The following is a 12,507-nucleotide window of genomic DNA, read 5'->3' as shown; positions in this document are numbered from 1 at the left end:
CGACACGGCGGAAAAAGCCGCTAAAGGCAGCGCCCATGACTGCCGCCAAATTGCCCGAACAGTGCGAAACGATGATCGATGTGCGTGCCGGGGTCGACGCGGTCGATCGCGAACTCGTCGCGCTGCTCGTTCGCCGTTTCGGCTATATGGATGCCGCCGCGCGGATCAAGCCGGACCGGGACAGCGTGCGCGACGAGGCGCGCAAGGCCCAGGTGCTCGACAATGTCGCGAACGAGGCCGCCGCCGCCGGGCTCGACCCGCAGCGGATCCGCGCGGTGTGGAACGAACTGGTCGAACAGTCGATCGCGCATGAATTGACCCGCTGGGACGGCCTTCGCGCCTAGGCGTCGCCGCTCCCGGGCGCCTTGCGGGCACGGCCCAGCGTCGTGATGATGCCGTGCATCATCCTGATATCATTATAGGACCAGCCCGTCTTGGTGATCGCGGTGCGGATCGTGCGCAGCGTCGCCTCGGTGCGTTCGGGCGGAAAGAAATAGCCGGCCGCGTCAAGGTCGCGGTTGAGATGATCGATCAACTGTTCATACTCGCCATGCGCGGCGGGCGGATCGAGCGGAACCTCGGGCGGGCTGGCGAGCGCGACCCCCTTCGACCATTCATAGGCAAGCAGGATGACCGCCTGCGCCAGGTTCAGTGATCCGAATTCGGGGTTGATCGGGACGGTGACGATATTGTGCGCCAGCGCGACATCATCGGTTTCCAGCCCCGATCGTTCGGGGCCGAAGACATAGGCGGAGCGGCCGGCGCTTGCATGGACCTGCCGTGCCGCCGCTTCGGGGGTCAGCACCGGCTTGGTCACGCCGCGCTTGCGCACCGTCGTCGCATAGACGGTGGTGCAATCGGCGACCGCCTCGGCCAGCGTGCCGAACACTTCGGCCCCGGCCAGCACGATGTCGGCGCCCGATGCGGCGGGGCCGGCATCGGGGTTGGGCCAGCCGTCGCGCGGGGCGACGAGGCGCATCTCGGTCAGCCCGAAATTGAGCATCGCGCGCGCCGCCTTGCCGATATTCTCGCCAAGCTGCGGACGGACGAGGACGATGACGGGGGGCGGGGTCATGCCCTGCATCCCGTCTGGTCGCCAAGTACGGGACGGATGGTCGGATGGGTCGTCAATTCAAAGTGGATGTGCATCGGGCGTACCGTGCTCCTTCGGTTCTCGGCGCGCCCGCTTCTTGCTGGCATTCCATTCCTCCCTGGTCTTGCAGATGGGGGGGGCAAGGCGTGAGCCGGTGGTGTCGTTTCGAACGCATATCCGCTTCTTCTTCTCCGCGGGAGCGGGGGAGGCGGCGTCTGCGGGACCGGAGGGGGCGGTCGCGGCCAGCATTAGGGCAAAAGGAAGCATGATCATAGGAAACTCCAACATGGAAATGGCGCAGCGAGATGAAAGGCTCGGCGCGCGGCGTTCAACCATGCTTCCTATCAATGGCCGAAACAGGCGACGAATGGCATAGTCGCCTTGGGCGGGCGGTCTCTTGGGCGTGCTGGAACGGGGGATGGCAGCGCCGGGCGGTCCGGGCGGTTCAGTCCTTGCCGAGGCCGCCAACCTGACTTGCAAATTCCTCGAAATCCTTGGCTTCGGTGAAATCGCGATAGACGCTGGCAAAGCGGATATAGGCGACATTGTCGACGCCTTTCAGCGCCTCCATCACCATCGCCCCGATCTGCTGCGCCCGCACTTCGCTTTCGCCCGACGTTTCGAGCTGGCGCTGGATGCCCGATACCAGCCGATCGATGCGCGCGCTTTCGATTGGGCGCTTGCGGCAGGCGATCTGGACGCTGCGCATCAGCTTTTCGCGGTCAAAGGGTTCGCGCGCGCCATCGGCCTTGACGACCCCAACCTCGCGAAGCTGGATGCGCTCAAAGGTGGTGAAACGCGCGCCGCAATCCTCGCACTGGCGGCGGCGGCGGATGGCGGCGCCGTCCTCGGTCGGACGGCTGTCCTTCACCTGGCTGTCTTCATGGCCGCAATAGGGGCAGCGCATCGTTCAGCGCTTTACCTGCATGACGAGCGCGACGACGGCGCCCGCGAACAGGCCGACGGGCCAGCTCACCACCGGCAATATCGCGCCCGCGATGGCCCCGACAACGCCGCCGGTCAGCACCGGGCGCGTCGAGGGATGATCCATCCCCTGACGGCCCATGGCCTTGGCTTCTTCGATCGATCGTTCGAACAGCGTCGGTTCCTCGGGGTTGGGGCGCGCCATCGCCCCTTACCCCTGATAGATGGGGAAGCGTTCGCACAGCGTGCGAACACGGGCGCGAACATCGGCCTCGACCGCCGGGTCGCCTTGCTCGCCCTTGTCGCGCAGCGCCTCCAGCACATCGGCCACCATGTCGCCGATCTGTTCGAACTCGGCGATGCCGAAACCGCGGGTCGTGCCGGCGGGCGATCCGACGCGGATGCCGCTGGTCTTGACCGGCGGCAGCGGGTCAAAGGGGATGCCATTTTTGTTGCAGGTGATCGCGCTGCGTTCCAGCGCCTCGTCGGCGTCGCGGCCGGTGATGCCCAGCGGGCGCAGGTCGATCAGCGCAAGGTGCGTATCGGTGCCGCCCGCGACGACGTCGGCGCCGCGCGCCTTCAACCGGTTGGCCAGCGCCTGGGCGTTGGCGATCGTCGCCTTGGCATAATCCTTGAACTCGGGGCGCAGCGCTTCGCCGAATGCCACCGCCTTGGCGGCGATGACGTGCATCAGCGGGCCGCCCTGCAGGCCGGGGAAGACCGCCGAGTTGATGCGCTTGGCGATCGCTTCGTCATTGGTCAGGATCATGCCGCCGCGCGGACCGCGCAGCGTCTTGTGCGTCGTGGTGGTGACGACATGCGCATGTTCCATCGGCGAAGGATGCGCGCCGCCTGCGACCAGGCCCGCGAAATGCGCCATGTCAACCATCAGCAGCGCGCCGACATCGTCGGCGATCGCGCGAAAGCGGGCGAAGTCCAGGGTGCGCGGATAGGCCGAACCGCCCGCGATGATCAGCGTCGGGCGATGCTCCTTGGCCAGCGCCTCGACCTGGTCGAAATCGACCAGATGATCGTCGGCGCGCACGCCATATTGCACGGCATTATACCATTTGCCCGACAGGGCGGGCGGCGCGCCGTGGGTCAAATGGCCCCCGGCATCCAGGCTCATCCCCAAAATCGTCGCGCCGGGCTTGGTCAGCGCCAGCATCACCGCGCCATTCGCCTGCGCCCCCGAATGCGGCTGCACATTGACATAGCCGCAATCGAACAGCTGCTTGGCGCGCTCGATCGCCAGCGTTTCGACCTCGTCCGACGGGGCGCAGCCCTGATAATAGCGGCGGCCGGGATAGCCTTCGGCATATTTGTTGGTGAAAACGCTGCCCTGCGCTTCGAGGACCGCCTTCGAAACGATGTTTTCCGACGCGATCAGCTCGATCTGATATTGTTCGCGTTCCATTTCATGCTTCATCGCCGCGGCGACGGCGGGGTCGACGGTATCGACGCCATCGGTGAAGTAGCCGGCCGAGCGAATGGGTTTGTCGAGCGTGGAAGTGGTCATCGGCTGGTCTCCAGTTGGGGGGGATTGGAAAGCTTGTCGACGCGGCGAACATGGCGGTCGCCGGCGAATTCGGTGGTCAGAAAGGCGTCGAGGCACGCCTTGGCCATGTCGATGCCGGTCAGGCGGGCGCCCATCGCGATGACATTGGCGTCATTATGTTCGCGCGACAGCTTCGCCGACAGCGGTTCGCCGACCAGCGCGCAGCGGCACGCCGGATTGCGGTTGACCGCCATCGAAATGCCGATGCCCGATCCGCACAGCGCGACGCCCTTTTCGGCGCTGCCGTCGGCGATCGCGGCGGCCAGCCGATATCCGAAATCGGGGTAATCGACGCTGTCGGGGCTGTCGGGGCCGAGGTCGGCGACCTCGTGTCCCTGGCCGCGCAGCCACTCGGCAAGCGCGGCTTTAAGGTCATAGGCGGCGTGGTCAGAGGCAATGGCGATGCGCATCGGCGCGTCTCCCGTAACGGCAAAGGGAATCGGTGAGCGCGCTTTAGGCGAAGCGGTCCGAATTGGCCATAAGCGGCAGCGCCTTTTGACGGCTTTTTGTCACAAAGCGCATTTACCGCATCGGGCCCGGCGCGTAGAGCGTCGGCCATGGGCGATTTGCTGTTATCGATCGTGATGCTGGCCGGGCTGGCGCTTGCTGGCGGCGCGGTGATGGTCTTCCGCCACGGCGACCGGCGGCGTGCGCTGCTGATGCTGATCGCCGCGTTGGTGCTGTTCGGCAATGTCGCGATCTGGCTGGTGCCGGTGAAATAGAAATCCTCTCCTGCCGCCTGGCGGGGAGAGGAGGACCGCCGCGAAGCGGTGGTGGAGGGGCCGCGACATCGCGGCGCCCCTCCGACAGCGGCTTGCGCCGCCGCCACCTCCCCATGACTGCGCCACAGGGAGGCGTTTTTCATCAGCGGATCGGCGAATCCGGGGCGAGCCGCATGTCGAGATAATTGTCGAGGCTCTTCATCAGCTGATCGAGTTCATGCTCGAAGAAATGGTTCGCGCGCGGAATTTCGTCGTGATGGATGGTGATGCCCTTCTGGGTGCGCAGCTTGTCGACCAGCTTTTGCACCGCGGGGGGGGGGACGATCTCGTCCTGGCCACCCGCGACGATGATGCCCGACGAGGGGCAGGGGGCAAGGAAGCTGAAATCATACATGTTGGCCGGCGGCGCGACCGACAGAAAGCCGCGGATCTCGGGGCGGCGCATCAACAACTGCATCCCGATCCACGCGCCAAAGCTGAAGCCCGCGACCCAGGTCGTCTGCGCCTCGGGGTGGATGGACTGCACCCAGTCGAGCGCCGAGGCGGCATCCGAAAGCTCGCCGATGCCATTGTCGAACGCGCCCTGGCTGCGTCCGACGCCGCGAAAGTTGAAGCGCAGGACGGCGAAACCGCGCGCGACAAAGCTCTTGTACATCGCCTGGGTGATGCGGTCGTTCATCGTGCCGCCCGCGTGCGGATGCGGGTGGAGGATCAGCGCGACCGGCGCACGCGGGCGCGGCGGAGGCGAAAAACGGCCTTCGATGCGGCCCTCGGGGCCGGGGAAAATAACGTCGGGCAAAGGGCACCTCATGTTTCTTGGGCTGGCCCCCGATTCGCCGGATCGGCGGGGTGGCGGAGCGAGATTGGCGCCTATATAGAAATCGGGTGGCAAGTTGCAACTTTTGCGAATCGCTCGCAATAATGACGCGCGCCATTCCTCCATTCGTCACTGCGGCGGGGTGACGATGATGGCGGCATTACTCGACACACGCCGCGGAACGGGGCACATGCGCCCGATGATCTACCTCGACTATCAAGCCACCACCCCGCTGGCGCCCGAAGCGCGCGCGGCGATGCTGCGCTGGCTGGCCGGGCCGGACGAGGGCGCCGGCGATCCCGGGGGCTTCGCCAACCCGTCGAGCACGCACAAGGCGGGGCGCGCCGCCGCCGCGGCGGTCGAGGTCGCGCGCGATCAGGTCGCGGCGCTGCTGCCGCGCGGCGGGCGGCTGTTCTTCACCTCGGGCGCGACAGAGGCGCTCAACTGGGCGCTGTTTCGCGGGGCAGAGGCGATGCCGGGCGGCGTCGCGGGGCTCAGCATCGAACATGCCGCCTCGCTGCAATGCCTCGAACGGCTGAACGCGGCGATCCTGCCGGTCGGGGCCGACGGGGTTGCGCTACCGCCCGATCCCGCGCTAATCCCCGAAAATGGTATCGTCGCGGCGATGCTGGTGAACAATGAAGTCGGCACGATCCAGCCGGTCGCCGATTTCGCCGACGCGGCCCACGCGAAGCACAGCCTGCTGCTCTGCGATGCGGTGCAGGCTTATGGCCGCGTCGCGATCCCCGATGGTGCCGACCTGATCGCGCTGTCGGCGCACAAGATCCACGGGCCAAAGGGGATCGGGGCGCTGTGGGTGCGCGACGGTGTCGACCTGCCGCCCTTCATGGTCGGTGGGGCGCAGGAACTGGGGATGCGCTCGGGCACCGTGTCGCCCGCCTTGTGCGCGGGTTTCGGCGCCGCTGCGGCGCTCGCGGCCGAGCGTTTCGACGCCGACGCCGCCCATGCCGAACGGCTCTGGTCGCTTGCCATGGACATGCTTCCCGAATGGACGCTCAACGGGTCGGCAGAGCGGCGCTATCATGGCAATCTCAATATCCGGCGCGAAGGCGTCAACGGGCTGCGGCTGATGTCCGATGCGCGCGACATCGCCTTTTCGCTGGGCAGCGCGTGCGGCAGCGGGTCGGGCAAGGTCAGCCATGTGCTGCGCGCGATGGGGGTGGCGGAGGCCGATGCCCGCGCCTCGATCCGCCTCGGCTGGGGGCGCTACACCAGCGAACAGGCGCTGCGCGACGGGCTGAATGCCATCAAGGCGGCCGCGCGCCTTCAGGGAGTGAATTGATGCGCGTCACCTTCATCCACGCCGACGGCCAGGGCCGCACCGAGGCGGAGGCACAGCCCGGCGACATCCTGCTCGACGTTGCACAGGCGCATCTGATGCCGCTCGAGGGGACGTGCGAGGGGCAGATGGCCTGTTCGACCTGTCATGTCATCGTCGACCGCGCCGATTTCGACCGCCTGCCGCCCGCCAGCGAGATGGAGGAGGATATGCTCGACCTCGCCTCCGGCGCGCGCCGCACCAGCCGCCTGGCGTGCCAGATCGTCCTGACACCGGCGATGGATGGGCTGACGGTGCATATTCCGGCCGAAAGCCGCAACATGCAGGCGCCACGCTGAGCCCGGCATCGAAACTGGTACCGAAATTGACCCCGAAACCGAAGCGGAAATCGGGGTGGATTTTGTCATCCCGCGCTTTTCGATACCATGCACAATACCATACATAATGCGGGGTCGCGCTGGGGGTGTCCCGGCGGGTGGGCTGTGGCCGGCCGACGCTTGGCCGACTGCCACCTTGCATTTTCTTGCCGCCGCCGCCATATGCGCGCCGGGAGTCGGGCGGACGCAGTCTTCGCCAACCCGGTCAGGTCCGGAAGGAAGCAGCCGCAACGAATTCGCTGCGGGTCGTTCCGGCTCCCACCCTCGACGCTATTGCGCATCCGGGCGCATCACGACCGCGATCCAGGTCGGCGTTGATCCCGCCCCATTCCCCTATTCGTCACTGCGAGCGCAGCGAAGCAATTCAGGGCAGTGCGTGTATCGGATCATGGTCGCCCCTATTCCCCTTCGACAAGCGGACGGCTCGCCCCTAAGACAGGCGCTATGAGCGATTCCGCCGACGATGAAACCCCGATGCTGGGCATGGACCTGCCGGAAACCGCGCCGCAGGCGTCTTCCGGTCCTTATCGCGTTCTGGCGCGCAAATATCGTCCGCAAACCTTTGCCGAACTGATCGGCCAGGATGCGATGGTCCGCACGCTGGGCAATGCCATCGCCCGCGACCGGCTGGCCCACGCCTTCCTGATGACCGGGGTGCGCGGGGTCGGCAAGACCTCGACCGCGCGGCTGATCGCCAAGGCGCTGAACTGCGTCGGCGCGGACGGCCAGGGCGGGCCGACGATCGATCCGTGCGGGGTGTGCGAACCGTGCCGCGCGATCACCGACGGGCGCCATATCGACGTCATCGAAATGGACGCCGCCTCGCACACCGGCGTCGACGATGTGCGCGAGATTATCGAGGCGGTTCGCTATGCCGCCGTGTCGGCGCGCTATAAAATCTATATCATCGACGAAGTGCACATGTTGTCGCGTAACGCCTTCAACGCGCTGCTTAAAACGCTCGAAGAGCCGCCGCCGCACGTCAAGTTCCTGTTCGCGACGACCGAGGTGAACAAGGTGCCGGTGACAGTGCTGTCGCGTTGCCAGCGTTTCGATTTGCGCCGCATCACCCCCGACATGCTGTTCACCCATTTCAGTGGCATCCTGCAAAAGGAAGGGGTGGAGGCAGAGGCTCCGGCGATCTGGCTGATCGCCAATGCCGCCGAAGGTTCGGTGCGCGACGGCTTGTCGATCCTCGACCAGGCGATCGCCCATGCCGACCTCGATGGCGGCGGCATCGTCAGCGCCGAACAGGTGCGCGCGATGCTCGGCCTGTCCGACCGTTCGTCGATTGCCTCGTTGATGGCGACGGTCCTGGAGGGCGACGCCGGCGGCGCGATCGATCTTGCGCGCGCGCAATATGCGCTGGGGATCGAACCCGTTGCGATGGTGCGCGGGCTGATGGACCTGACCCATGCGATCACCCTCGCCAAAGTGTCGCGCCACGACGATCCGGCGCTCGCCGAATCCGACCGCGCGCGCATCGGCGAATGGGCGCAAAAGCTGGGGTTTGCGCCGCTCAACCGGCTGTGGCAGCTGCTGCTCAAGGGGCATGAAGAGGTGCTGCGCGCCAACAACCCGATCGAGCATCTGGAAATGCTGCTGCTGCGGGTCATCTATGCCGCGGCGATGCCCGATCCCGGCGAACTGGCCAAGCTGCTCGAAGCGGGCGCGTCGCGCACGATGCCGCTGGCGCCGCCCGCCGCGCCGGGCGATATGGGACAGGCGCCTTCGCCGGTCGCGGAGGTTGCGGCCCCCGCACCCGCCGCTTCGGAATCGCATGTGGATGCCCCGGTCGCGGCGCTCACCATCGCCCAGATTCACCAGCTTCTCGAACAGACGGGCAATCACCGGCTGGCGGTGATGGTCTATGAACATCTGCGGCTGATCGAACTGGCGCCGGGCGTGCTCGTCTTTGCGTCGGTTCCGGCGCTCGATCCGGGTTTTGCGCGCGATCTTGGCGATGCGCTGCTGAATGCGACCGGCAATCGCTGGCAGGTGCGGGCGGGCGAGGGCGATGCGCGGCCAAGCCTGGGTGAAGTGCGCGATGCGCGGCTCGCCGACAATGATGCGCGGATTCGCGAATTGCCGGTGGTAAAGGCCGCTCTGGCCGCTTTTCCCGACGCAACGCTTGTCGAAGACGACGACAATCGCCATAAGCTCAACCCATGAAATCGATCGAAGAAATGATGAAGGCGGCGCAGGAAGCGGCGGCCACGGTGCAGGCGCAGATGCAGGAGGCGCAGGCAAAGCTCGACAGCATCGAAGTCGAAGGCGTGTCGGGCGGCGGTCTCGTGCGGATTCGCGCCAGCGCCAAGGGACGAATCAAGGCGATTGCCATCGACGACAGCCTGATCGTGCCCGCCGACAAGCAGATGCTCGAAGACCTGCTCGCCGCGGCTTTCAACGATGCGCGTGAAAAGGCCGATCGCGCCAGCCAGGACGAAATGGGCAAGATGACCAGCGGCCTGCCGCTGCCGCCGGGTTTCAAGCTCCCGTTCTGACAGGACTATCCCCGCTGTGGTAAAGTCGCGGGGAGGGGGGATCATCCCGCCTGACCGGGTGCAGGATCGGCCGCGACGGTGTTCCGCGTCCCTTGTTCGGCGCCCGTGTCCTGGCCGCCTTGGCATGGTTTTTCCGGCGGGCCGTGGCCATGCCGTTCAGCACTGTGTCATTGAACGGCTGACAAGTTACGCCATATTAGCGATCAATATCCCATAGAAAGGGCGATGCGTTCGTGACGGACGCCGCTCAGGAGCCATAATGACGCAATCTTTTCCTCTTCTTCCGCTTCGCGACATCGTCGTCTTCCCGCACATGATCGTGCCGCTGTTCGTCGGTCGCGACCGGTCGGTCGCCGCGCTCGAAACCGCGATGGAAGCCGACAAGGAGATTTTTCTCGTCGCGCAGCTCGATCCGGGTGAGGATGATCCGGCGCGCGACGACCTCTACGACGTCGGTGTCATCGCCACGGTTCTGCAGCTTCTGAAGCTGCCCGACGGCACGGTGCGCGTGCTGGTAGAGGGCAAGGAGCGCGCGAAGCTCACGGCGCTCGAAACGTCCGACAAGGCGGTGATCGCGCATGTGAAGCCGATTGCGGATATGGTCGACGACAGCGTCGATACCGCGGCGCTGATGCGCTCGGTCGTCGATCAGTTCGAATCCTATGCCAAGCTCAACAAGAAGATGCCGGCCGAAACCGCGGTCCAGCTGTCGCAGATCGACGACGCCTCGCGTCTCGCCGACTCGGTCGCGGGCAATCTCAACATCAAGGTCGCCGACAAGCAGGCGCTGCTGGTCGAGGATACCCCGGCGAAGCGGCTCGAGATGGTGTTCGCCTTCATGGAGGGCGAACTCGGCGTGCTGCAGGTCGAAAAGAAGATCCGCGGCCGCGTGAAGCGCCAGATGGAAAAGAGTCAGCGTGAATATTACCTAAACGAACAACTAAAAGCGATCCAGCGCGAGCTGGGTAATGACGGCGGCGAGGGCGGCGACGACCTTGCCGAGCTTCAGGCAAAGATCGACAAGCTCAAACTGTCAAAGGAAGCCAAGGCAAAGGCCGAAGCCGAGCTCAAGAAGCTGCGAGCCATGGCTCCGATGTCGGCCGAAGCGACGGTGGTGCGCAATTATCTCGACACGCTGCTCGGCCTGCCGTGGGGCAAGAAGTCGAAGCTTAAGAAGGACATCGCCAAGGCGCAAGCCGTCCTCGACGACGACCATTATGCGCTCGAAAAGGTCAAGGACCGGATCGTCGAATATCTGGCCGTGCAGGCGCGCACCAACAAGCTGAAGGGGCCGATCCTGTGCCTCGTCGGCCCGCCGGGGGTCGGCAAGACCTCGCTCGGCCGCTCGATCGCCAAGGCGACGGGCCGCGAATTCGTGCGCCAGTCGCTCGGCGGCGTGCGCGACGAGGCCGAAATCCGCGGCCACCGCCGCACCTATATCGGATCGCTGCCGGGCAAGATCGTGACCAACCTCAAAAAGGCGGGAACGATGAACCCGCTGTTCCTGCTCGACGAGATCGACAAGCTCGGCCAGGATTTCCGCGGCGATCCGGCATCGGCGCTGCTCGAGGTGCTCGATCCTGAACAGAATACGAAGTTTCAGGACCATTATCTCGAGATCGACGTCGACCTTAGCGACGTGATGTTCGTGACCACCGCCAACTCGCTCAATCTGCCGCAGCCGCTGCTCGACCGGATGGAGATCATCCGGCTCGAAGGTTACACAGAAGATGAAAAAGTAGAAATCGCCCAACGCCACCTCATCGCCAAACAGGTCGAAGCGCATGGGCTGAAGGACGGCGAATTCGAACTTACCGAAGAAGGGCTGCGCGACCTTATTCGCTATTACACCCGCGAGGCCGGCGTCCGGACGCTCGAACGGGAAATTGCACGGCTGGCTCGCAAGGCGCTGCGCAAGATATTGGAAGGAAAGGCGGAAAGCGTCACCGTCACTCCCGAAAATCTGTCGGAATTTTCCGGCGTTCGGAAATTCCGCCATGGTGTCGGCGACCGGGAGGATCAGGTCGGCGCGGTTACGGGCCTGGCCTGGACTGAGGTAGGCGGCGAGCTGTTGACCATCGAAGCCGTCACTGCGGCGGGCAAGGGGCAGGTCAAGACCACCGGCAAGCTTGGCGAGGTGATGACCGAATCGGTGCAGGCCGCGCTGTCGTTCGTTAAGGCGCGCGCGCCCGCCTATGGCATCCGTCCCAGTCTTTTCGCACGCAAGGACATTCATATCCACTTGCCCGAAGGGGCGGTGCCGAAGGACGGCCCGTCGGCGGGCATCGGCATGGTCACCGCGATGATCTCGACACTCACCGGCATCGCGGTGCGAAAGGATGTGGCCATGACCGGCGAAGTCACCCTTCGTGGCCGCGTGCTGGCGATCGGCGGGCTCAAGGAAAAACTGCTCGCGGCGCTGCGGGGCGGGATCACGACCGTCCTGATTCCAGAGGAAAATGAAAAGGATCTGGTCGAAATCCCGGCGAACATCACCGAGACGCTGAAGATCATTCCGGTCAGTCACGTCGACCAGGTGCTAGCCGAAGCACTGGTCGCACCGGTGGAACCGATCGAATGGACCGAAGCGGACGAACTGGCAGCGTCACCGCCGATCGCACCCGGCGGCGATGCTGAAAATGCGATTCGTCACTAGCGTGTAAGTAAGAGCGGGTTTGTCGTGAGGCTTTTCATCGCAAAATCGGCATTTTGGGCCGGTTTTCGTGGTTTTTTGCTTTGACAAGCCTGCCTGAAACAGCGTTAGTGGCGCGCCATGGCTCGGCCATGAATCACTTATCCAACCATATGCAGGGGTTCCTTAGGCATGAACAAACAAGACCTGATCGCCGCCGTCGCTGACTCGAGCGGCCTGACCAAGGGTGACGCGAGCAAGGCGGTTGAAGCCGTTTTCGACGCGATCACCGGTACGCTGAAGAAGGGCGGCGAAGTCCGTCTCGTCGGTTTCGGCACCTTTGCCGTCAGCCAGCGCAAGGCCTCGACCGGCCGCAACCCGCGCACCGGCGAAACGATGACCATCGCGGCATCGAACCAGCCGAAGTTCAAGGCCGGCAAGGCTCTCAAGGACGCCGTCAACTAATAACGGCAGTGCCTTTTGGCGAAAACATCTCGGGCCGCGGCGCAAGCCGCGGCCCGATTTGTATTTATCGGTTGTGAAGGTGCAAATCGCCGTTGCATTCACCGCGCCACAGGCT

Annotated in this window: 14 protein-coding genes and 1 other RNA gene; 9 read left to right on the top strand and 6 right to left on the bottom strand. The window is 65.1% G+C overall.

What is annotated here, in order from left to right; translation table 11 throughout:
- The first annotated feature begins 35 nt into the window (after positions 1 to 35).
- Positions 36 to 344, top strand: coding sequence for a chorismate mutase (locus tag U0S50_RS06540; protein ID WP_322307962.1), 309 nt, complete (start codon positions 36 to 38; stop codon positions 342 to 344).
- Here U0S50_RS06540 and U0S50_RS06535 read toward each other — a convergent pair.
- From U0S50_RS06535 to rpiB, 5 genes are all read right to left on the bottom strand, one after another.
- Positions 341 to 1,084 (bottom strand): RNA methyltransferase, encoded by a 744-nt coding sequence (locus U0S50_RS06535; RefSeq protein ID WP_416194965.1) that lies wholly within the window; start codon positions 1,082 to 1,084, stop codon positions 341 to 343. The two genes, U0S50_RS06540 and U0S50_RS06535, sit on opposite strands and share 4 nt — an antisense overlap.
- Positions 1,085 to 1,538: 454 nt before the next feature.
- The gene (gene nrdR / locus U0S50_RS06530; protein WP_322307960.1) at positions 1,539 to 2,000 is read right to left on the bottom strand and encodes a transcriptional regulator NrdR; all 462 of its coding nucleotides are present in this window, start codon (positions 1,998 to 2,000) and stop codon (positions 1,539 to 1,541) included.
- Positions 2,001 to 2,003: 3 nt separating this feature from the next.
- Complete coding sequence (locus tag U0S50_RS06525) at positions 2,004 to 2,222, bottom strand: hypothetical protein (RefSeq protein WP_322307959.1); 219 nt, start codon at positions 2,220 to 2,222, stop codon at positions 2,004 to 2,006.
- 6 nt (positions 2,223 to 2,228) lie between these two features.
- Positions 2,229 to 3,536 (bottom strand): serine hydroxymethyltransferase, encoded by a 1,308-nt coding sequence (gene glyA / locus U0S50_RS06520; protein WP_322307958.1) that lies wholly within the window; start codon positions 3,534 to 3,536, stop codon positions 2,229 to 2,231.
- Entirely contained in the window at positions 3,533 to 3,985 is a 453-nt protein-coding gene (gene rpiB / locus U0S50_RS06515) for a ribose 5-phosphate isomerase B (RefSeq protein ID WP_322307957.1), read from the bottom strand. The genes glyA and rpiB overlap by 4 nt, the downstream gene beginning before the upstream one ends.
- Before the next feature lie 147 nt (positions 3,986 to 4,132).
- Between rpiB and U0S50_RS06510 the strand changes: the two genes are divergently transcribed.
- On the top strand, positions 4,133 to 4,297 hold the full coding sequence (locus tag U0S50_RS06510; protein ID WP_322307956.1) for a hypothetical protein: 165 nt from the start codon (positions 4,133 to 4,135) through the stop codon (positions 4,295 to 4,297).
- Between the two features lie 142 nt (positions 4,298 to 4,439).
- Here the strand turns inward: U0S50_RS06510 and U0S50_RS06505 are convergent, their stop codons facing one another.
- Positions 4,440 to 5,096 carry an alpha/beta hydrolase gene (locus U0S50_RS06505; RefSeq protein WP_322307955.1) on the bottom strand — a complete coding sequence of 219 codons (657 nt, stop codon included), beginning with the start codon at positions 5,094 to 5,096 and terminating at the stop codon, positions 4,440 to 4,442.
- Positions 5,097 to 5,313: 217 nt separating this feature from the next.
- Between U0S50_RS06505 and U0S50_RS06500 the strand changes: the two genes are divergently transcribed.
- The 7 genes from U0S50_RS06500 (at position 5,314) to U0S50_RS06470 (ending at position 12,392) form a co-directional block, all read left to right on the top strand.
- The gene (locus U0S50_RS06500) at positions 5,314 to 6,417 is read left to right on the top strand and encodes a cysteine desulfurase family protein (protein WP_322308269.1); all 1,104 of its coding nucleotides are present in this window, start codon (positions 5,314 to 5,316) and stop codon (positions 6,415 to 6,417) included.
- Entirely contained in the window at positions 6,414 to 6,752 is a 339-nt protein-coding gene (locus U0S50_RS06495; RefSeq protein ID WP_322307954.1) for a 2Fe-2S iron-sulfur cluster-binding protein, read from the top strand. The genes U0S50_RS06500 and U0S50_RS06495 overlap by 4 nt, the downstream gene beginning before the upstream one ends.
- Before the next feature lie 207 nt (positions 6,753 to 6,959).
- Positions 6,960 to 7,057, top strand: an RNA gene (gene ffs / locus U0S50_RS06490) — signal recognition particle sRNA small type.
- Between the two features lie 178 nt (positions 7,058 to 7,235).
- Positions 7,236 to 8,963, top strand: a complete 1,728-nt coding sequence (locus U0S50_RS06485) for a DNA polymerase III subunit gamma/tau (RefSeq protein WP_416194964.1) — start codon at positions 7,236 to 7,238, stop codon at positions 8,961 to 8,963.
- Positions 8,960 to 9,295 carry a YbaB/EbfC family nucleoid-associated protein gene (locus tag U0S50_RS06480; protein WP_322307953.1) on the top strand — a complete coding sequence of 112 codons (336 nt, stop codon included), beginning with the start codon at positions 8,960 to 8,962 and terminating at the stop codon, positions 9,293 to 9,295. Before U0S50_RS06485 ends, U0S50_RS06480 begins: the two co-directional genes overlap by 4 nt.
- A gap of 259 nt (positions 9,296 to 9,554) precedes the next feature.
- A complete protein-coding gene (gene lon, locus U0S50_RS06475) occupies positions 9,555 to 11,951 on the top strand; it encodes an endopeptidase La (RefSeq protein WP_322307952.1) in 2,397 nt (798 codons plus the stop codon).
- 168 nt (positions 11,952 to 12,119) lie between these two features.
- Complete coding sequence (locus U0S50_RS06470; protein WP_322307951.1) at positions 12,120 to 12,392, top strand: HU family DNA-binding protein; 273 nt, start codon at positions 12,120 to 12,122, stop codon at positions 12,390 to 12,392.
- The last annotated feature ends 115 nt before the right edge of the window (positions 12,393 to 12,507 follow it).

It is taken from the genome of Sphingopyxis sp., assembly GCF_034380315.1.
Lineage (GTDB): Bacteria > Pseudomonadota > Alphaproteobacteria > Sphingomonadales > Sphingomonadaceae > Sphingopyxis.
This window is presented reverse-complemented; position numbering and strand designations above follow the sequence as displayed.

Excerpts from the sequence above, each read along its gene's own strand:
- U0S50_RS06540 (WP_322307962.1), top strand. The coding sequence starts at position 36 with ATGACTGCCGCCAAATTGCCCGAACAGTGCGAAACGATGATCGATGTG.
- U0S50_RS06535 (WP_416194965.1), bottom strand. The coding sequence starts at position 1,084 with ATGCAGGGCATGACCCCGCCCCCCGTCATCGTCCTCGTCCGTCCGCAG.
- nrdR (WP_322307960.1), bottom strand. The coding sequence starts at position 2,000 with ATGCGCTGCCCCTATTGCGGCCATGAAGACAGCCAGGTGAAGGACAGC.
- U0S50_RS06525 (WP_322307959.1), bottom strand. The coding sequence starts at position 2,222 with ATGGCGCGCCCCAACCCCGAGGAACCGACGCTGTTCGAACGATCGATC.
- glyA (WP_322307958.1), bottom strand. The coding sequence starts at position 3,536 with ATGACCACTTCCACGCTCGACAAACCCATTCGCTCGGCCGGCTACTTC.
- rpiB (WP_322307957.1), bottom strand. The coding sequence starts at position 3,985 with ATGCGCATCGCCATTGCCTCTGACCACGCCGCCTATGACCTTAAAGCC.
- U0S50_RS06510 (WP_322307956.1), top strand. The coding sequence starts at position 4,133 with ATGGGCGATTTGCTGTTATCGATCGTGATGCTGGCCGGGCTGGCGCTT.
- U0S50_RS06500 (WP_322308269.1), top strand. The coding sequence starts at position 5,314 with ATGATCTACCTCGACTATCAAGCCACCACCCCGCTGGCGCCCGAAGCG.
- U0S50_RS06485 (WP_416194964.1), top strand. The coding sequence starts at position 7,236 with ATGAGCGATTCCGCCGACGATGAAACCCCGATGCTGGGCATGGACCTG.
- U0S50_RS06480 (WP_322307953.1), top strand. The coding sequence starts at position 8,960 with ATGAAATCGATCGAAGAAATGATGAAGGCGGCGCAGGAAGCGGCGGCC.
- lon (WP_322307952.1), top strand. The coding sequence starts at position 9,555 with ATGACGCAATCTTTTCCTCTTCTTCCGCTTCGCGACATCGTCGTCTTC.
- U0S50_RS06470 (WP_322307951.1), top strand. The coding sequence starts at position 12,120 with ATGAACAAACAAGACCTGATCGCCGCCGTCGCTGACTCGAGCGGCCTG.